This is a genomic window from Bradyrhizobium sp. USDA 4506 (assembly GCF_054058795.1).
Genome location: NZ_JBSSBM010000001.1, coordinates 448,057 through 468,129 on the forward strand (window position 1 = coordinate 448,057; position 20,073 = coordinate 468,129).

Here is a 20,073-nt window from a genome sequence, read left to right on the forward strand (position 1 = left end):
TGGCTGTCCCTCAGAATGATGATGTTGAAACGGACTCCAAGTGATCGGCTCCAGGCATCAAGTGAGGAACAGCCATGGACTATATTATGCGGGGATCGACGTTTCTTTGAAAGAGAGCAGCATCTGCGTTGTTGACGGGACTGGCAAGGTCGTCCGCGAGGTCAAGGTCGCCAGCGAGCCTGAGGTGCTTATTGGCTATTTCGACGAATTGGGATTACCTGTCAGCCGCATTGGGCTCGAGGCCGGGCCGTTGTCACAGTGGCTGCATGCCGCACTTGTGGCCGCCGGCCGCGATGCAGTGTTGCTCGAGACACGGCATCTGAAAGCAGCACTCTCGGCCATGACCGCCAAGACCGACCGGAAGGATGCCCGCGGGATCGCTCAGTTGCTGCGGATGGGCTGGTATCGTCCGGTTCACGCGAAATCGGTGCCTTGCAAGGATACCCGGGCTCTTCTTGTTGGACGAAAACTTCTGCAGGGCAAGCTTCTCGACGTCGAGCTGAGCATCCGCGGTATCTTGCGTGGCTACGGGCTGAAGGTCGGCGAAGTGAGCCGTGGACGGTTTGAAGCGCGCATTCGGGAATTGACAGCGGAGCATGTGACCCTGGAAATGGTGATAGGCGCGATGCTCGCCGCGAGGACGGCGTTGTGGAACGAGTTCACCAGGTTGCATCGTGAGATGCTGAGGATCGCGCGGGCCGACAAGGTTTGCCGGCGATTGATGAGCACGCCTGGCGTCGGCGCTTTGGTCGCCCTGACATATCGCTCGGCGGTGGATGACCCGACGCGGTTTGGAAAATCCAGTACGATCGGCGCCTAGCAGGCCGTTGAAGAACTCAGCCGCGTTCGCAAACGAAGGCTGAATCGTCGCCATTGTGGATGTAGAAGTGGCCAACGAGCCTGCCCGCAGTGCCGATCATGGCCCATCCGCGACCACAGGACGGATCATTCTCGTCGTGCCTCTCCCATGAGAACTCGGCGCAGGCCGATCCGTCGCGGGTGCCGTAGCGAGCATCCAGGAAGCCCTTGAGAGCCCCAAACGCTATTTCGCCATCGGACTTGCCACGGAAGGTGAGATGCGCCTCTCCGACAAGATCGAGGAAGTCGCTGTCCCAGTTGTCCATTTCGACGATGCGCCAGCGGCCGGCAAAGGCCTTGGCAAAGCCGGGCACCTTGGCCATCAACCGGTCTCCGCGATCAACTTGGGCAGCCGCACCAGATTGTAGGCGGCCGCAGCGAAGGTAAAGGCCCATCCGACCCGATCACGGCCACGGAATCTGGTCTTCTCTTGCCCGGCGACCGTCTTGATCCAGCCGAATGCCTCCTCAATCCGCTTGCGGATGCGCTGGCTGACAGCATAACCGCCGTGCCGGGTCGTACGCCCGTCGATCGCAGAGCTACGGCCGCCGGTATTCTGCGCAACATGCGGCGTCACGTTCATCGAGCGCAGCTCGTTGACGAAGTCTTCTGCATCGTAGGCTTTGTCGGCACCAAGCGTGATCGCTGTCGGTCGATCGGCACGAGGCTCGATCATGTGCAGCGCGGCCACCCGTTCGGCATGCCCACCGGCCTGCGTCAGGCAGGCGTCGACCAGCAAGCCGTGGCGGTTCTCCATCAGCCCGTGCCCGATGAAGCACAGCTTCGTCTCCTTGCCTTTCCCCTTGCGGTAGAGCCTGGCCTCCGGATCGGTGGTCGAAGCATGGGTGTCGTTGGAGCGCTTCTGGCCATGGAAGTTCGCTTCAGCATTGCGCCCGCCGCCTTGGGCCGGCGGCTCGCCGGAGCTATCCTTCGGTTTGACGCTCTTCATCGAGGCCCAGGCCTCGATCAGCGTGCCGTCGACCGAGAAGTGATCGCTCGACAGAAGCTTCTTCACCCTGGGCTGCGCCAGCACCGCCGCCAGGAACTTCGCCGCGATGTCGCCTTCCAGCAGCCGGTCGCGGTTCTTCGAGAATACCGAATGGTCCCAGGCTGCATCGTCGACGCCGATTCCGACGAACCAGCGGAACAGCAAATCATATTCCAACCGCTCCATCAGAAGTCGCTCCGAGCGGATCGAATAAAACGCCTGCAACAGCATCGCCCGCAGCAGCTTCTCCGGCGGGATCGACGGCCGTCCAATCGGCGAATAAAGGGCGGCGAACTCGTGCTCCAGCGCCGCCAGCGCCTCGTTCACGATCGTCCGGATCCCTCGCAGCGGATGATCACGCCGCACCCTTGCTTCCAGGTCGACGTAGCTGAACAGCTCGCCCGTTCGATTGTCGCCGCCGCGCACGCACCATCTCCGAATCTCGTCGGAGCCAATGAATCATGATCCTCGGTCGGCGGCGACCGCCTTTTTTCAACAGCCTGCTAGTTCGGGCTCACGCCTAAAAAATGTCAGTCCGGTGAGACCGACCGGGACGGAGGCGTCAGCAAGGTCGGCGACGCCATGGTGCGGACCGCGCTCTTTGAAGTGGCGCACATCATGCTGACGCGTGCGACACGCTTCTCGAGCCTGAAGTGCTGGGCACTCGAGGTTGCGCGACGGCGCGGCATGAAGCGCGCCAAAGTGGCCCTTGCTCGCAAGTTGGGCGTTGTGCTGCATCGCATGTGGGTGGACGCGACCGAGCTCCGCTGGAGCAAAACCGCTGCGGCTGCGTAGGAGATAGAGAAGATTCGGAACGAGCCGGAAACGGTACGTTCTCCTGAGGTCCCGCCGCCGGGACGAGGGCTTGGCAAGGTCGTGAGTAGTGCTGTGAATGCTGCGGCAGATCACGCGTCCTAGATTGACCTGCCGGCTCTGGATCTGATGGCATGGTGTGGCGGTCTTCGTGCCGACCACGGACAGAAGCATGATCCTGGTGATGATATTTGTTGAGAGGGACCTGACGAACAAAGGCCCATTACAGAAGCACTACGTTCGCTTGCGGACCCCTTTGAAGCCCATGGAGCAGGCGACCCCGCCAAGCCTCCCGCGAGACGGGGCCGCTCGTTTTGGTCGACGCGCGCTGGAGGTCATTTGGGCTCGTCGATCGCTTAAATCACGCGCGACAACTCGATCAAGGAAGGAGCGGTCGACACCATGGAAGCGGGTATCAACCTCGCTCAAGAACTGGCAGCTCTACATTGTTGCGGAGTATAGGCGCAAAAAAAACACCCCCGCCGAAGCGGGGGGCCAAAAACCAGGGAGAGTGAATGCACCGATCGCTTGATGAGGTATAAGCGATTGCAGTCAAAATTGGCGCACAACTTTTGTACAGAACGGACAATCCCGGGGTCCACGCTTGGCGGATGCCTTCTCGCGACAACACAATGGTCCCCGCCGTACCATATTCTTGCGATCTAACGAGCTTCCGAGTTTCGCTGTCTTCCGCAAATAGCTCCTTATTGAACGCCACTAAAAAGAACCACCACGCGGACGGAAACGAGCCTTGACGCTAGTGAACCGCTCGCGCGGGAGAATCGTGATTGGTCCGCCGAAAAGGCCACCGCAGCTCTGAGATTCACGACAACGCGCAACCGAAGCAGGAATCTCCCAAACGCCTATCCGAACGAGCCGATCGAGCGTACCTTCCGCGACGCCATCGCCATTCGGACCATCGAACGTGATCGCGCGCGACTAAATCGGCAAATCTTTGGTTGGTTGTCCCTGGAGCTGTTCTATGAAGGGGAGAGTAGGTCGGAAATCGTTGGGGCCGACCAGATTCTGTGATGGCGGAGGCGCAGTTTGCAAGAACCTCCCACTGCTTCGAATCATTCGTGCCCGGAGGGCAAACTGCACATCAGACATAACTACAACGTCTGCGCTCGACGCGCGACGGATATACGTTCATGTGGTCAATGCACGTGACGGAACTTACCCTCTAACTCGGCTATGGCCCCTGCGGTAACGAGGCTCAATGACCCCAAGCGAACCGAGGACACCATCGGCGCGAGCTTGCGAAGCTCGCCCAAGCCTGGACAATAGCGATCAACCATATCATTGAGCCGCGCAAGCTGAGCTTCCGAAGCCGGGCTGTCCAGGATTACCTCCATTTCGATCGGGTCGTTGCCGGACCACACCCCCTTGCGGAAATCGAAGCAACTGCTCGGGTCACGTGGGCGCGTGTACCGGACCAAGACGTCGTTCAGCGAGACTCCGAGTATGTCGGCATAACGACGATAACTGATCTCGTGGCAGAGGCCTAGATTTATCAGGACGCTTTCCAGCAGTAAGGTTCGCCTCAGTTTAGCTCTCCCATCGCGTTTCATCTCTATCGAGCCTGAATTGACGGATCGCGGCATCTCTGTATGCCGCGTCCGCAATGACGAGTGCGCTTGCTTGGGATCGGCGCGGAATACACGTTCCCGGAACGTGTTCTTGAAATTGACGCTCATCATTTCCTCTGAGACTGACGTTGCGACCGTCTGGAACCTCGCGCGGTAGCGATTCTTAAGCGACCCCACCGCCGAGCCGATCGCGGCACGACGATGGGCTGAAGAAATCCGTACGAAACGGACTTTCACTTTCTCGTTTCAGAATAGGCGCGTGCGAGCAGGTACTGACGACACCTAGTAGCTGTGTCGCTGCTCTCGAAACAGGTATTCCGGGTTCTCTGCGCAAAGCCCTCCGACGCCAGATGCGCTCGCTTTGCATTGCTGATAGGTCGAATATTCGCACTCGCCGGGCCAGCCCCTTGGTGGTCCTTGCAGGCAATATCGATCCGATGCGGGCTGTCCATCTGCGCCTTCATGATCCATGTGTGTACGTGCGAGACATGGGTCCGCCATCACAACAGAGGTAATGGCCAGAAGGCCAGCGAACAGGATATCGCGCAGAAACCGAACCCTCGTATGAGCTGCGCTGCGGGATGGATGCGTGATCTGCGGGACGGGTGTCATCACAGACAAGACATGCGAACAAGAGTCGGGCTCGAGTCGCGACAGTGACCCAGATGAAGTCCCTAACGGCGCCGTCAAATTGCGTTTGCTCGTCAACATGAAAGCCTTTCGACCAAAACCGCTGCGTCACCGACATAGTGCACATGCGATTCGCATTAGCAGCGACGCGGGTAACCCGCGTCGGCTGGGCAAGAAAGTCGCCGCACGACATAGGAGACATGCGAGACGACTAAGACCATAGTGCAATTGTCTGCCACGAATTGTACTTACTTCTGATCTCACGCGAGCGCGTCTGATTGATCAGTCTCCGTTCGAACACGCGGATGTTGCGAAATGAACTGTCGAGGGCGCATGGAAGCAGATGGTCGATACTGTTGTCCTCGAACACGATCAGGTGCAATTTACTTTCTCTTGCGTGCTCCTCAGCGGCAACGTTCGAACTATCTGTACCATCGTCCGCAACGTGACAGCCGCGGCGGTCTCGCGTTCTGGCAAGCATCGCGCCTTTCCCTACGCCTCGGCGCCGTCAGGCGGTGGTGACGAACACGGGCGCTCCGACACGGAATCAAGAAAGTGTGTAATCGGCCGTCCTTGAAATCTGCACGTCCTTACTCATCCGCTTCATCAACTCGCGGACGTAATCCTCTCCGGCGGCGTCGGCTCTTGAAGCGACTGTTCGGTCACATGCGAGTGAAGTTAAACGAGTAAGACGACCGCTATCTTGGCAGCGTCCGATTCGACATCCAGTGAAGCAGCGCTTCGCATCGAAGCGGACCTCGTGGACATTGAGCTGTGGCATCAGTCGGCTGCTGCGAGCAAGGCTCCGCTACAGAGCAAAGTGATCCGTGGCCGCGATCAAGAAAGTCGTTGACGTAGCGTGTGGCAAAAGAGGAGCTGATCATCGTATTGATGTCAGCGATACTGACTTCAAGGGCGGCAGCCGTTTGCCAATCGATCAACGATTGGTTGGTCTATCGCAGGGAGGAGTCTCAACCGGAATAGCAAACCCAGCTGTTACCCGATCCAAGACGACCATTGTCTTGAAAGATTTGATGTCAGGGTTCTTATAGAAGAAGCACCTGGTGAACTGCTCATAGTCCTCCATGGTAGGTGCGGTGACGTATAAGATAAAATCAGCCTCGCCGGTGACATAGAAGCCGTTGACGACATCAGCTGACAATTTGATGTCCTTCTTAAATTGATCGATTATGTCCGAACGCTCTCGCTCCATTGTAACCAACACGAGCATTTGGATTGGTCTTCCCACGGCTTTCGGCGAGACGATTGAGATATCGGCCTCTATGATCTTTTCCGCGCGAAGCCTCTTCAACCGCCGCTGGCACGCAGTAGCAGAAAGCCCCGCGATTTCGCCGATCACCTCGGACGTCAGACGGTTGTTCTTCTGCACGATCTCGAGGATGCGCGCGTCTATCCGATCGTACTGCATTGCACAGCAGCTCCAGCCTCGTCGTGAATTCGTCGCCCGATTCCATGCGAAGAAAATCGATCAAGGGCATGAAAACATGGAGAAATGTTCCGCCCACCCTTTGAGGGTGTCAAGCGCGGTCGGCCGCGCCGCGTCCTCGGGCAGTCGCGCCGTTCCGGGCGCATGTCTCTTCCAGTTTCGAGTTGGTTCCCGGGCTGACGACAGGGGTCTCACAAGTTGGATGGCGTTGGTACCATTGCGCCGCATGTCCGCGCGCGTTGCAGCATTGAACTTGTGAAGCGGAAACATCATTTACATGTTCGAGTGCGTGCGGCAATCGTATTTGTATTTGGGACGATTGAGCGGCGGCAGAGCCTGTGATGCCGCGACCAGCTAGCTGGCTCTTGCGGTGTGGCCGTTTTGCCCGAGGCCGTTTCTCCACCCGATGATCATTGGCGCAACCTCAATCGCGGGCACCGGACGGCTAATCAGGAACCCTTGTGCCTCGTTGCAGCCCTCCGCCTTAACCAGGTTGAGCTGCTCGAACGTTTCGACTCCCTCGGCGATAGTCCGCATGCCGAGGCTTTTCCCAAGGCTGATGACCGCTCGGACGATCAACCTCGATTCTTCAGCCGTAGTCGCTTCCCGTATGAATGACCGATCGATCTTGAGCTTGTCAAAAGGGAAGCTGCGCAGATAACTCAGCGAGGAATATCCGGTACCAAAATCGTCCAACGCGATTCGCAAACGCAATGTCTTGAGCTTGTGCAGCGCGGCCAATGTCTCGGCGTTGTTTGCTAGCAGAACGGATTCGGTTATTTCGAGTTCAAGCCGGTACGCCGGGAGTTTTGAAGCAGCGAGTGCGTTTGCAACGACCTCGACGAGGCCTTGCCCACGAAACTGGGCCGCAGAGACGTTGACCGCGATCTTGAGTTCCTTTGGCCACGTGGATGCTTGCTTGCAGGCGCGACGAAGGACCCATTCTCCGAGCGGCGTAATGAGGCCAATGTCCTCCGCGATGGGAATGAACTGGTCGGGTGGCACGAGGCCCCTCGTCGGGTGACGCCAGCGGAGCAATGCCTCGAAGCCGCCGATGCGGTCGAGACGCAAGTCATATTGCGGCTGATAGTGCAACTCGAATTCATGGTTATTCATTGCCTCGCGAAGATCGAGTTCGAGGGCCCTGCGTCTTTGCAAATGTGTGTCCATGGCCGGCTCGAAAAACCGCCAAGTGCCCCGTCCGTCCGCCTTGGCGCGGTACAGCGCCACATCGGCATTCTTCAAAAGCTTTTCGCCGCTCGCGCCATCACACGGCGCCAGCGAAATTCCCGCGCTGCATCCAATGACGGCTCGATGCCCGCTCAGTTCATAAGGCGCACCGACACAATCTATCACGCGGCGAGCGAGGCGTTCGGCGTCCCCCGAATCGTGGATGCCGCATTGTATGATCGCAAACTCATCGCCGCCCAAACGCGCAACGGTATCGATCTCCCGGACGCAGGCACTTAGTCGGTCGGCAACCGCGCAGAGCAGTTTGTCACCCACCGGGTGCCCCAAAGTATCGTTGACCTGCTTGAAACCATCGAGATCCAGGCAGAACACGGCAAAGTTCGAACCTCGACCGGCCTGCGCAATAGCCTGTTCAATTCGTTCGCCGAACAATATTCGATTGGGCAGCTTAGTCAGCGCATCGTGGCGCGCCATGAACGCAACCTGAGATGCGGCTCTCCGCTGCTCGGTCACATCTTCGCAAGTCATGAGCCAGCCTCCGTCAGAGGTGGGGCGGCGAACGATAGAGATGATACGTCCATCACGGAGCTGCTGGAGACACTTGCCGGCCTCATGCTGGACCAAAACTCGTGCGCGTTCTGCATCCAAATCGGCAGCGGCTTGGTCACCTTGAGTTCCTGCCGCACCGCTCAAAGCGAGAATGTTCTCGAAGGTAGTCCCCGGTTGAACGAGCTCCGGCGAAATGTCATAGATTTCGCAAAAACGCGGGTTGACGACTTGCAACCGGGATTCGCCATCGTAAAGGCACAGGCCCTGTGACATGTTCTTCAGCGCCGCATCGAGCCGTAGGTTCGTCGCATGCAGCGCTGCTTCCTGGCTTTTTAGGGCAGTAATGTCGCTGTAGATAACGATGACGCCGCCCTCTTGCGTGAGACTGCGGCTGACACGTAGCCATCGTCCATCCGCAAGCTGGGCTTCCCCTGCTGACCCATCGAGGCTGATATCTTCAGCTTCCGAGATCGATTCGGCCATCGCCGAGCCGCCGCCCGCCACGATCCGGGGACGTAGGGAATTGGATTGCAGAAGCTCCGGCGAGCTGCGGATAAATTCGTTCGCTCGAGAGTTGGCCAAGGCGAGCTGACCATTCCCATCCAACAGCACGACGCCCTCCCGGGAGCTTTCAAGGGCGGCCGTAAGCCGCGCCTGTGCAGAACGCCGTTGCGCCACCTCTCGATCAACCATTGCCTTGATATTATCCCGCATGACTTTTATCGCGGTGAGCAGCGTTCCTAGCTCATCGCTTCCGCCCTCGGGAATGACTGCGTTCAAATCACCGCTGGCGATACTCCTCGCCGATTTAGAAGCAACGGCGACAGGACCGATGATCCGGCGCATCAACAGCCAGGCGAATAACCCAGACAAGATGAGCGCAATCGTCAACCCCGCCACGTTTAGCTGCACATCCCGATTGACCGCGGCGAGGGCCCGCTGCCGGAAGAGAAAGCCGTCGCCAGCGGTGTAGTTGACAAGCAGTTCAACCTGCTGGTTCACGGTTTTAGAGTACTGATCGATGTCGCCGACTAGCGGAGCGTTCGTCGCGCTCGTTTCGGACTTTGCGCCGTCCTCGGCGGATGCTTCGAGTGCGCGTCGACGCAGCGCGACCCAGGCGTCGGCTGCCGCTTGGACCTTGGCGGCTGCTCCTGCGGCTTGTGCCGATTGCGACCGCTCAGTTGCTATTGCGAGATCTTCTGAGAGCGTTTTCGCCAGTGCGTTGATATGGGCGTCAAGTCTTGCACGGTCGGCTGGATCCGTCGTGGTGAGGCGCTGCAAAGACGTCACGCGCATTGCCGCGAAGTCCGCCGCCGCTGCACGCGCATAGTTGATCGACATCAACGATTCGTCGAAGGTTCTCTCAACCAGGGTGCCCGCTTGACGGACTCTAAGTGTGGCGTAACCTCCGAGGGCTGCCGCAATGGCGCTCATTGCAAGACAGAAAATGAGAATTTGCGTACGAATCGTACCCTTCGTTAGCGCGAGGCGGGAAAACCAGCCGGTAGCGAATCGAAACGCGGCGTAGCTATCCTTTACCCGGTTGGCTACGCGATCGATAACGGCACTCATCATGGCGCTTTCGGCTGTATCAAGTTGTGGTCCGCGGATCAGGGCGATGACGTCGCTGCCCTCATCATGATTGGAACCGATGCCGAAATCGTTAAGACCAAATTGCGGCGCTCGGCATGGCTGAAAGTGTAGAATTGCGGCGAGCGGCCGCCCACAGGTTCGTACTTGACGGGTGGGGTTGATATGTACTCACAGCGCTGTTTGCGCACGGACAATTTCTTTGGAGCACAGATTGCAGCAACCATTGCGGCTGGATGATTGCTTGCAGGCGTCGCGCTAGGCGGCCAGCCCGCTTTTCATTTCGCAAAAGGACGAGCATTCCGGCCAAATCGACATCGCAATTAGCGCGGCGATACTTTGCGATTTACGAATGATGACGGCGAGTGTTCGCATCATGCGTACCAAGCATCAACTAGGTAGGCCCGCCACGGGGGACTGATAGCATCGTCACCGCCGCAACGTTGCGCCGCATTCGTGGACTCAATGACGTTTTCAGCGCCACCTTTCTGGGCGGCAAGGGCCAAGCGCATACTTTACGGCAATGGCAAGGATGGTCGGTGGCGATGCTGTTGATTTCGGCATCGACCGTTTATCAGTCCGGTAGGGCTCCCCGGTGTCGTCGAACTCGGCGCGCAGCGCCGCGATCAGCGGCTTCGAATATGGAATTTCTTCGCCCAACTGATGCAGCCTCTCCAGTTCGGCAAGCAGGCGGGCGCGTGCCCGTGGGGTCAATTGCTGCAGATACTGCCTAAGTGGTGGTCTGGTCCGGCCCAGTCATCAAACGCATCCACTGCTCCGGAAGATACCATTGGGACTCCCTGTACCGCTCCTCCCTACCTCGCCTGCAGATACCTCTGAGCGTCACGTTCCAACACAAGGCAGCTCAAGCAACCGGTCGTAAATGCACCTGTGTCCACGTTGATTCGATTGGGACGTACCTCAGGCTCCTCGACAGGTGCGTGCCCATGAACGACGATCTTGCCAAAATCCGTCTTACTGCTCAGGAATTCGTCTCGAATCCAGAGCAGATCGGTCGGCCGCTGTTGGTCGAGCGGGATACCTGGCCGCACGCCAGCGTGGCATAGAAAGTATTTGCCAACGGAGATCGAGAGCTTCAACGATGAGATAAACGCAAGATGCTCGTCCGGTACCGCGGCGCGAAACGCCCTGGATGTCTGCTCGAATCCCTTTCCGATCATGAGCGTGCTGGCTGACACGCCATAGGACTGAATGGTCTCGAGCCCACCCCAGCGTCTCCAGTCGGCGCCGATCTCCGGGTCCACCAGGAACAGCTGGAGCATCTCTTCATGGTTGCCTTTCAGCGGGACGTACGGCGTAGGAAACGTGTTTCGCGTAAGCCGGTCGAGGACGCCCCGCGAGTCTGGGCCACGGTCAACGTAGTCTCCCAGCGTTATCGTGAACGCATCGGCGACCGGGCGATCGGCGAGGTCCTGTCTGATGAGATCAGCGATCTTATCGAGTAGATCCGAGCGACCGTGGATATCGCCGATTACATAAAGCCGGTTATCAGCGCTCAATGTAAGAGATGAATCGCCCACCATCGTTCTCTCGGATTGTCCGAGCCCTCTGCCGCTTAACTACGGAAAACGCTGGGCGGGTGGCATACCGAGTTCACGTTCGAGTCGAACCGATACTGTACCGCCTACACCTTTCAACAAAAGGCGAACGCGACTTGCGTGATGGCTATGAGATTCGGCGAGCATTTGCTCGCTGCAAATATACAAGCCGTACAAAGAGCCAGCTACCGACCGGGGTGTGTCTTCTCTGCAGCGGTTTGGTTCATTGCGTGCGGTCGGCGCGTTACCGAGGTCTTGTGGCGATCGTATTTGGAACGATTGAGCCGGCAGTTGTTGGACGCAATCCGTGACGGCGGCCACGACTTCACTCTCAACCGGCCTTTTGACTGCGAACAGGTAGCGGTCGCCGGGGAGGCTCGGAAGTCCGGCTCGGTAGATATTCTCGCACCGGTTCGTGCGATCTACTGGGCTCCTGCACCCGGTTGCCGCGCACCAGCCACGCGCCAAGGCCTGCATGGATCGCTGGTGGGGAATTCTCGGTCTCTCTGTTGCTCATGACAGCGTCGTACCGCTAATTGATTTAGAGTTGGTGGAAGCGACTGCAGACCCTGGCCCGTCGTGCGGTTGAGTTGTCAGGTTGATGTCGGCGCGAGGGATAATCATGAACGACATGACGTTTGGCGCGCGAATGCCCGAAGACTCCTCGGCTAAATCTATCAGCGTGCCCGGATCTGTGCTCGCAGCTATAGCGCTTGAGTTTCGGAACTACACGCCGAGGGAGGCCGACACGGAAATCGGCCGCCTTCTCGGAACTCGTATCGCGGCTCATGCTGCATAACGCGCCACGCGTATTATTGGAGAATACAATTGCCTGACGTTATCGAAGTTATTAGCAAGACTCACAAGCGCTATGCGGATCGACTGCGGAAGGACCGCGAGCTAGTTGCGCAGATCGAGGAGATCGGTCAACGCGGCCGAGAACTGACCGTAGAGCAAAACAAACATATCGCAACGTGGCAGGCTCAGCAGCCGCGCCATAAACCGCAGCCGAAGTTGCGCCATCAGGGCGCAGCCGATCTGCTGGGTTCGCTGTTACCCGAGCAATCGCCAGAAGAGCCGGCCCGCCTATGCCGCCAGGGAATTGGTATGGTGCTGCCGAGATGCGCGAAGTGGGCGCGCAGATAGAGGCGCGCGCAAGCTGCTGCTGGTTGAGATAGAAAAGGAGCGTGCCACCTACAGCAAAGTGGCCAACGAACAGCGCCGAAAGGATTATGTAGCAGTGCTAGCAAGGTTGTGTCCGCTGCCAAGAGCCTTGGCGACGCACTGCAAGCGCATCATGAATTCATTGATGGCATGCGCATTGATGGTATCGAAGGCTGACGGCCAGCCGGCCAAGCTGAGCTACATAGGCCATGCGCTGATGGAGAACCGCAATGGTTATCGAGTGTACTTATACAAAATGCGGGATCGGGGAACATCAACGAGAATGGCGATCGGCGGACCGTTCAGAGAGGTCAAGCTGGATGATTGCCCGCGCGCGCGCGTTTCTTCCTTCACCCGGTCTTCTCCCGGTGCGACTTCTAGCAGGCTGTTGAAAAAAGGCGGTCGCCGCCGACCGAGGATCATGATTCATTGGCTCCGACGAGATTCGGAGATGGTGCGTGCGCGGCGGCGACAATCGAACGGGCGAGCTGTTCAGCTACGTCGACCTGGAAGCAAGGGTGCGGCGTGATCATCCGCTGCGAGGGATCCGGACGATCGTGAACGAGGCGCTGGCGGCGCTGGAGCACGAGTTCGCCGCCCTTTATTCGCCGATTGGACGGCCGTCGATCCCGCCGGAGAAGCTGCTGCGGGCGATGCTGTTGCAGGCGTTTTATTCGATCCGCTCGGAGCGACTTCTGATGGAGCGGTTGGAATATGATTTGCTGTTCCGCTGGTTCGTCGGAATCGGCGTCGACGATGCAGCCTGGGACCATTCGGTATTCTCGAAGAACCGCGACCGGCTGCTGGAAGGCGACATCGCGGCGAAGTTCCTGGCGGCGGTGCTGGCGCAGCCCAGGGTGAAGAAGCTTCTGTCGAGCGATCACTTCTCGGTCGACGGCACGCTGATCGAGGCCTGGGCCTCGATGAAGAGCGTCAAACCGAAGGATAGCTCCGGCGAGCCGCCGGCCCAAGGCGGCGGGCGCAATGCTGAAGCGAACTTCCATGGCCAGAAGCGCTCCAACGACACCCATGCTTCGACCACCGATCCGGAGGCCAGGCTCTACCGCAAGGGGAAAGGCAAGGAGACGAAGCTGTGCTTCATCGGGCACGGGCTGATGGAGAACCGCCACGGCTTGCTGGTCGACGCCTGCCTGACGCAGGCCGGTGGGCATGCCGAACGGGTGGCCGCGCTGCACATGATCGAGCCTCGTGCCGATCGACCGACAGCGATCACGCTTGGTGCCGACAAAGCCTACGATGCAGAAGACTTCGTCAACGAGCTGCGCTCGATGAACGTGACGCCGCATGTTGCGCAGAATACCGGCGGCCGTAGCTCTGCGATCGACGGGCGTACGACCCGGCACGGCGGTTATGCTGTCAGCCAGCGCATCCGCAAGCGGATTGAGGAGGCATTCGGCTGGATCAAGACGGTCGCCGGGCAAGAGAAGACCAGATTCCGTGGCCGTGATCGGGTCGGATGGGCCTTTACCTTCGCTGCGGCCGCCTACAATCTGGTGCGGCTGCCCAAGTTGATCGCGGAGACCGGTTGATGGCCAAGGTGCCCGGCTTTGCCAAGGCCTTTGCCGGCCGCTGGCGCATCGTCGAAATGGACAACTGGGACAGCGACTTCCTCGATCTTGTCGGAGAGGCGCATCTCACCTTCCGTGGCAAGTCCGATGGCGAAATAGCGTTTGGGGCTCTCAAGGGCTTCCTGGATGCTCGCTACGGCACCCGCGACGGATCGGCCTGCGCCGAGTTCTCATGGGAGAGGCACGACGAGAATGATCCGTCCTGTGGTCGCGGATGGGCCATGATCGGCACTGCGGGCAGGCTCGTTGGCCACTTCTACATCCACAATGGCGACGATTCAGCCTTCGTTTGCGAACGCGGCTGAGTTCTTCAACGGCCTGCTAGACGTGACCTGGCGTCGTGTTAATATTCGGATGCTCGGTAGCTCCCCGGGTCCAATCGCGCAAAGAGGGGCCTCGCCGTGTTCTGTTCGGCGAGGTCTTTGCCTTTTTAGACGGTTACACGAACGAGGGTTGCGGAACGGATCTTGGCGACAGGTGTTTGCGCGATCGTCAAGCCGGGCTTTCCAGGTGAGCATGACATTGACGCCCCGGTTGTGCCCGCGGCGATCAGCGGTGGCGGCTTGCCAATCCAAAAGAGCTGACCACCAAGCGCTGTTGCCGGCATCCTGAACCGGGACACAAAACTGGGCGCGACTTCAATTCCGGCGGAGCGGCATGCTCTTCACAGACGATGCACCGAGGTCAAACCCGGTTGCGGCGCATCCGTCCGATGAGAACGATGATCGGACTGGCGAGGGAGATCGCCTCATCGCCGTCGTGCGTAACCAGCAGCACGGCGGCGGAGTGGCGAAGGCAAAGACGCCCACGGGCCCGTGCACATGAATTCGGCCCAGCGCATGCAGCGCGCCGAACGACTCGTTCAGAAGCAATCGCGGATGCGCGCGTCAACGCTGCCCGTTGTGCTTCGCCCCCTGTTAGGGTCCGCGGCGGCAACGCCTCCGCATTATGCCCCAACGCGACCTCTTCGTACGAAGGGCAGGCGGCGGACCGCGGGTCTAATCGCGTTCATTCTAGCGCAAACATTGCCGCCGAAGCGAACGTTACGCCTGTCGACCAACAACGCAGATTTCATTTCATTGACTAGCAAGTGTTCGGCCTTACGATCGTGCGACGTTGAAAATGCAGAATGCTAACGCTGGAGCGATGAATCATCGAGCCGTCGACATGAAGCAGAGCCTAAGCAGCCGCCTTACAATCACAGGTGAACAGACATGAGTGGCGACCGGCTCTTCCTCCTCAAGCCCGGATTCACAGATCCGGCGCGGCCTGGTCGATTTTTCATCTGTCCGCACTGCAACGCAATTGAGGGGCTTCTCGCGTCGTTTCCAGGTTTAGCCACGCAGATTGAAATCCATCGCTTGCCGTTTCCGAAGCCACGGAACGTGATCATCGATATTGTGGGAGAGCAGCATCAATCGCTTCCGGTTCTGGTCTTCGACCAGAGCCAGCCGGTGCCCGAGGACGCTAGCATCGCCAATGGATGGCGCTTTATCGACTCGTCCGAGCGCATCCTCCGATACTTGGCCGATCGATATGCGTTTCCCTACGTTCACCGGTGAGCGGCCGTTAAATAGGTGCCAGATGCGAGGCGCTGATGGTGGAGGCGCCAAGCGTTGGATTTTGAATTCCGACTCCCGAGGCGGCGGGAGAGTGCTGAACGCGCAAGTCGGGTAGCGCCGGCCAGACGTTCGGAACGGATGATCGCGTGGGCGCACGGCCGAATGGCGGTTACGGTTGTGCGTCCCACGCGATTGTCTGCTTACCGGCCCGGTCCGCTTGGCTCAACCGTTGGCATGTAGTTTGTACGCTTTCGACGGATGCACCGGAGATCAGAGATGAGCGTGGTATCGCGGCGCGGGTTCAGAGGGCGTGGTGCAGCTTCTGCAAACCTATCTGCTTGCTGCTGTCAATGGAGCGCTCGCGGTGCATAATGCGGGTCGTAACCGCGGAATCACTGGGCCGGTTCATCTATATCGGCGCCATCCGCGGCAAGCCACGCGCCGTCTCGCTCTGCCGAGATCCTGATCGATAACGACCGATATTGGAAAGGATGCATCGACGGGGCATGTGAGAACGCTTTGCTCCGTCAGGTCGTTTCTACGGAACATTTGTTGTTTTATTTCGCGGCAGCTTGCCGGGCCAGGGACTGCGGCTACCATGCATGACATTTCAAGGAAGTGGACGCGATAGGTTATGGATAGCGGCAATTCGGCGAACATTATCGATCTGAACACCTACAGGGCGCGCCGTCGTGAGCGGCAGGCTGACCCAAGGGAATTCGCTCGGCACACCGCGGCGAGCCCGGTCGCCGTCGGGGGCATCGCGCTTCAGCAGTTCTGGTTCTGGCCGATCTGGTTCTGGGTGCCGGTTGGGCCAGCCACGGGCGCGGCCTCGCAATGGGACGCTTCGTGACCGGTAGCAGTGTCGCGCCATCGTCGGACGCGGATGCTCCATCGCTGACCGATATGGATCTGCCGGCCGTCGTCGGCCGCAATCTGCGGCGCCTGCGAACCAGTCGAGGCCATTCGCTGGAGCGGCTTGCCAAACAGTCCGGCGTCAGCCGCGCGATGCTCGGGCAAATTGAGACCGGAAAGAGCGTACCGACCATCGCCCTGTTATGGAAGGTTGCCAACGCGCTTCGCGTTCCCTTTGCCAATCTCTTGCAGGCGGAGATCTCGCGTGGTCCGGTGGTTCTCAGGCGGAGCGATGCGAAGCTTCTTTCCTCGAGCCAAGGCCAATTCACGTCGCGGGCGCTGTTTCCGTTCGACGACAACAGGAAGGTCGAGTTCTACGAGCTGCGAATCGCGCCCCTCCACCGTGAGACAGCAGAGCCCCGCGCTACGGGCACGCGCGAAAATCTTTTCGTCGCGCAAGGGGTGGTGGAGATTACGGTCGGCCTCGACAAGCCAATGACGCTCACCGAAGGAGATGCGATCCTGTTCGATGCAGACGTTCCGCACGTTTACAAGAATTCGCGCGGACGCCTTGGTGTCAAACCGTTGCGCCGGCGCAACAAAAAGGGCCGGACAGTGTCCGGCCCAGAGCTTCTGAACAGGTCTGTCGGGTCAGGCCGCTGTCTTCATCGGCATGCACATCATCATCATGCCGCCGCAGCACACCATCATGGGCATTCCCATCTGCATCATGTTCGTCATGCTTTCACAGCACTTCATGAACATGTCCTTCATTGATGGGTCGGTCGGCGTCATTTCGCAGGCCATACCGGCGGGCGTCATGGTGCACTTCACCTGGCAGCCCATCATCATCGGCATACCCATCATCGACATGCCCATCGGCATCATGCCGCCGGACATCATCGGGTTCATCATGCCGCCCATCATCATGGGCATCGGCATCATCTGCATCGCGGCATTCATCTTCGGACTCCCAATTCCAGAGTAGGAAAGAACTTAGTTGCTTCGGTCTAGGGGATAGAATGATCTGTACAATTCACAAATAATGAAACTTTTATCTCCTTCTCTTTTCTCCAAGAAACTGGAATCGGCGGGAGCCAAAACCAGCGAATTGGGCGCTATAGCGGATAAATGTCCGTTATCTTGGATATCTTTGGTTTCTAGGTGCTGGGGCGATGTCGCGACTCTACTCCGGCCTTAGGTGCCGGATGCACGCAAGGACGCCCGGTAGTGCGCGGCGCCGGCTGCGTTACCTCCAGAAGGCCGCGAGCCATCGCCGCGCGCGCCTGCGCGACCTACCATGGCCGGTGAACTGCCCGTCCCATCTTCGAAACGCCGGATGAAGGTTCGTCGGCTCATTTCCGCTCGTGAGCCCAAATGTCGCAACAGCCATTTCGAGTCGATCAGATAGTCGTCGGCTTGATCGTGCACGGCGCGATGGGGTTCACGGCCGATCTCCTGCTCGAACGCAGCGTACGTCGCCTGCTGCCTTGGTACGGTGCCGGGGAGGCCGAACGAAGGGTGGATCAGTCGAACAGGGCCGGTCGGGTCCTGCGCTGACGGAAGGCGAAAGCAATTTATTGCGGGCGGCGGCCGGCCAAGCCAGCGTAAAAGCCGTAAGCGTGAGAATGTGAGGTAAAACGTGCAACCAATTCAGGTCGAGTTGCGGGACAATTCAACTGCGCTGGCGTTGACCTGGCCGGACCGCGGAACCCACCTGCTCGGCGTGGAGACGCTACGCCGGGCGAGCCGCGCGGCCAGCGAAATCCGCCGGCAGGTGGACGGCATCGAGCTCGTGATTGCGCCGGGCCTTCATGTCGCCGGCATCGAGCCAGTCGGCAATTACGCCTTGCGGCTGTCGTTCTCCGACGGGCACGACCGAGGCATCTACCCCTGGTCCTATCTGCGGGAACTCGCAGAACAGCAGCCAGCCTGAGGTCGCGACATGGACGAGATCAAAGACGGACTGATGGAAATTGCCTGCGACGTCCTGGTGATCGGCGGCGGGACGGCCGGGCCGATGGCGGCGTACAAGGCCAAGCGAAAAAATCCCGCGGCGCGCGTCGTCCTGTTGGAAAAGGCGAACGTCAAGCGCTCCGGCGCGATCGCGATGGGCATGGACGGCCTCAACAATGCGGTCATTCCCGGTTACGCCACGCCCGAGCAATACACCAAGGAAATCACGATCGCCAACGACGGCATCTGCGACCAGGCGCCGGTCTACAAGTACGCCTCACGCTGCTTCGACATCATCCAGGAGCTCGATCGTTTCGGCATCAAGTTCCAGAAGAACGAGAATGGCGATTTCGACGTCAAGAAGGTGCATCATCTCGGCTCCTATGTGCTGCCGATGCCGAATGGCGATACCGTCAAGAAAGCACTGTACCGGCAGTTGCGCCGCGAAAAGGTACTGATCTCCAACCGCTATATGGCAACGCGTCTGCTAACCGGGCGCGACGGCGAGATTGCGGGCGCGATCGCGGTCAATACGCGCAGCGCCGAATTCCTCGTGTTGCGCGCAAAGACCGTGATTCTCTGCGCAGGTGCGGCGGGGCGGCTTGGCCTGCCACAGTCAGGCTATCTCTGGGGTACTTACGAGAATGCCACCAATTCCGGCGACGGCTACGCGATGGCCTACCACGCCGGGGCAGGCCTGGCGAATCTCGAATGCTACCAGATCAATCCACTGATCAAGGACTACAACGGCCCCGCTTGCGCCTACGTGGCCGGTCCGTTCGGAGCCTACACCACCAACAGCGAGGGCAACCGCTTCATCGAGTGCGACTACTGGTCCGGCCAGATGATGCAGGAGTTCTACAATGAGCTGCAATCCGGCAAGGGCCCAGTGTTCCTGAAGCTCAATCATCTGCATAGCGACACTATCGGCAAGATCGAGGCCGTGCTGCACAATGTCGAGCGGCCGTCGCGCGGGCGCTTTCATGACAATCGCGGTACCAATTACCGCGAGCGTATGATCGAAATGCATATCTCCGAAATTGGGTTCTGCTCGGGCCATAGCGCATCCGGCGTCTATGTCGACGAGTTCGCGCGCACCACGGTGCCTGGCCTCTATGCGGCCGGCGACATGGCGAGTGTGCCGCACAATTACATGCTCGGCGCCTTTACCAACGGTGCGGTTGCCGGGGAGTACGCTGCCGAATTCGCGGCCAATATCGATCTTCCCGACTATGATTCCGGCGATGTCTCACAGGAGCGCGACCGTGTGCTGGCGCCGACGAAGCGGGAGGACGGAATTCCGCCGAACCAGCTCGAATACAAGACGCGCCGCTTCGTGAACGACTATCTTCAGCCGCCAAAGGTGACCGCGAAGATGAAGCTCGCCCAAGCGCGCTTCGCCGAAATCCGCGACGACATGGAACATGCGATGGTGGTCCGCGATGCGCACGAGCTGATGCGCTCGCTGGAGGTTGCCTCGATTCTCGATTGCGCCGAGATGGCGGCGTTCGCCTCGTTGTTCCGCACCGAGAGCCGCTGGGGCCTCTACCACCACCGCGTCGACTATCCCGGGAAGAACGACGACGAATGGTTCTGCCATGCGATCCTGCGCAAGCAGAACGGGCGCATGACCGCGGAGAAGCGGGCAATTGCACCTTATATCGTCCCGATCGACGAATCCGAGCGGTCGGCTTACGACCGCCAGCGCATCCGCCAGCACGCCTAAAAGATGG

At 59.3% G+C, this 20,073-nt stretch carries 16 protein-coding genes and 2 pseudogenes; 11 read left to right on the top strand and 7 right to left on the bottom strand.

What is annotated here, in order from left to right:
* Positions 1 to 61 precede the first annotated feature (61 nt).
* Positions 62 to 817: pseudogene (locus ACVIHF_RS02010) on the top strand (IS110 family transposase); the annotation flags it as partial.
* 19 nt (positions 818 to 836) lie between these two features.
* Here the strand turns inward: ACVIHF_RS02010 and ACVIHF_RS02015 are convergent.
* Positions 837 to 1,181, bottom strand: a complete 345-nt coding sequence (locus ACVIHF_RS02015; RefSeq protein ID WP_253610246.1) for a hypothetical protein — start codon at positions 1,179 to 1,181, stop codon at positions 837 to 839.
* On the bottom strand, positions 1,181 to 2,272 hold the full coding sequence (locus ACVIHF_RS02020; protein WP_069276043.1) for an IS5 family transposase: 1,092 nt from the start codon (positions 2,270 to 2,272) through the stop codon (positions 1,181 to 1,183). The genes ACVIHF_RS02015 and ACVIHF_RS02020 overlap by 1 nt, the downstream gene beginning before the upstream one ends.
* An 81-nt stretch (positions 2,273 to 2,353) precedes the next feature.
* Between ACVIHF_RS02020 and ACVIHF_RS02025 the strand changes: the two are divergent.
* A pseudogene (locus ACVIHF_RS02025) lies at positions 2,354 to 2,641 on the top strand (transposase); the annotation flags it as partial.
* Positions 2,642 to 3,816: 1,175 nt separating this feature from the next.
* Here ACVIHF_RS02025 and ACVIHF_RS02030 read toward each other — a convergent pair.
* The 5 genes from ACVIHF_RS02030 to ACVIHF_RS02050 form a co-directional block, all read right to left on the bottom strand.
* Positions 3,817 to 4,356 carry a hypothetical protein gene (locus ACVIHF_RS02030; protein WP_253636049.1) on the bottom strand — a complete coding sequence of 180 codons (540 nt, stop codon included), beginning with the start codon at positions 4,354 to 4,356 and terminating at the stop codon, positions 3,817 to 3,819.
* Between the two features lie 174 nt (positions 4,357 to 4,530).
* Entirely contained in the window at positions 4,531 to 4,959 is a 429-nt protein-coding gene (locus ACVIHF_RS02035; protein WP_375167285.1) for a DUF3551 domain-containing protein, read from the bottom strand.
* A gap of 856 nt (positions 4,960 to 5,815) precedes the next feature.
* Positions 5,816 to 6,307: an Lrp/AsnC family transcriptional regulator gene (locus ACVIHF_RS02040; protein WP_456791482.1), complete on the bottom strand. Its 492-nt coding sequence runs from the start codon at positions 6,305 to 6,307 to the stop codon at positions 5,816 to 5,818.
* A 372-nt stretch (positions 6,308 to 6,679) separates the two neighbouring features.
* Positions 6,680 to 9,640 (bottom strand): EAL domain-containing protein, encoded by a 2,961-nt coding sequence (locus tag ACVIHF_RS02045; RefSeq protein WP_456791483.1) that lies wholly within the window; start codon positions 9,638 to 9,640, stop codon positions 6,680 to 6,682.
* Between the two features lie 830 nt (positions 9,641 to 10,470).
* A complete protein-coding gene (locus ACVIHF_RS02050; protein WP_253610302.1) occupies positions 10,471 to 11,199 on the bottom strand; it encodes a metallophosphoesterase family protein in 729 nt (242 codons plus the stop codon).
* A gap of 843 nt (positions 11,200 to 12,042) precedes the next feature.
* Here ACVIHF_RS02050 and ACVIHF_RS02055 point away from each other — a divergent pair.
* From ACVIHF_RS02055 to ACVIHF_RS02095, 9 genes are all read left to right on the top strand, one after another.
* The gene (locus ACVIHF_RS02055; protein WP_253610303.1) at positions 12,043 to 12,360 is read left to right on the top strand and encodes a hypothetical protein; all 318 of its coding nucleotides are present in this window, start codon (positions 12,043 to 12,045) and stop codon (positions 12,358 to 12,360) included.
* 476 nt (positions 12,361 to 12,836) lie between these two features.
* Positions 12,837 to 13,928, top strand: a complete 1,092-nt coding sequence (locus tag ACVIHF_RS02060) for an IS5 family transposase (protein WP_069276043.1) — start codon at positions 12,837 to 12,839, stop codon at positions 13,926 to 13,928.
* Entirely contained in the window at positions 13,928 to 14,272 is a 345-nt protein-coding gene (locus tag ACVIHF_RS02065; protein WP_253610246.1) for a hypothetical protein, read from the top strand. The genes ACVIHF_RS02060 and ACVIHF_RS02065 overlap by 1 nt, the downstream gene beginning before the upstream one ends.
* A 909-nt stretch (positions 14,273 to 15,181) precedes the next feature.
* Positions 15,182 to 15,529 carry a DUF3088 domain-containing protein gene (locus ACVIHF_RS02070; protein WP_253610323.1) on the top strand — a complete coding sequence of 116 codons (348 nt, stop codon included), beginning with the start codon at positions 15,182 to 15,184 and terminating at the stop codon, positions 15,527 to 15,529.
* A 634-nt stretch (positions 15,530 to 16,163) separates the two neighbouring features.
* Positions 16,164 to 16,382: a hypothetical protein gene (locus ACVIHF_RS02075; protein ID WP_456791484.1), complete on the top strand. Its 219-nt coding sequence runs from the start codon at positions 16,164 to 16,166 to the stop codon at positions 16,380 to 16,382.
* Positions 16,367 to 17,161, top strand: coding sequence for a helix-turn-helix domain-containing protein (locus ACVIHF_RS02080; RefSeq protein ID WP_253610325.1), 795 nt, complete (start codon positions 16,367 to 16,369; stop codon positions 17,159 to 17,161). Before ACVIHF_RS02075 ends, ACVIHF_RS02080 begins: the two co-directional genes overlap by 16 nt.
* The gene (locus tag ACVIHF_RS02085) at positions 17,142 to 17,372 is read left to right on the top strand and encodes a hypothetical protein (RefSeq protein WP_253610326.1); all 231 of its coding nucleotides are present in this window, start codon (positions 17,142 to 17,144) and stop codon (positions 17,370 to 17,372) included. Before ACVIHF_RS02080 ends, ACVIHF_RS02085 begins: the two co-directional genes overlap by 20 nt.
* Before the next feature lie 654 nt (positions 17,373 to 18,026).
* The gene (locus tag ACVIHF_RS02090) at positions 18,027 to 18,320 is read left to right on the top strand and encodes a gamma-butyrobetaine hydroxylase-like domain-containing protein (RefSeq protein WP_253610327.1); all 294 of its coding nucleotides are present in this window, start codon (positions 18,027 to 18,029) and stop codon (positions 18,318 to 18,320) included.
* Between the two features lie 9 nt (positions 18,321 to 18,329).
* Positions 18,330 to 20,066, top strand: coding sequence for a fumarate reductase/succinate dehydrogenase flavoprotein subunit (locus tag ACVIHF_RS02095; protein WP_456791485.1), 1,737 nt, complete (start codon positions 18,330 to 18,332; stop codon positions 20,064 to 20,066).
* Positions 20,067 to 20,073 lie beyond the last annotated feature (7 nt).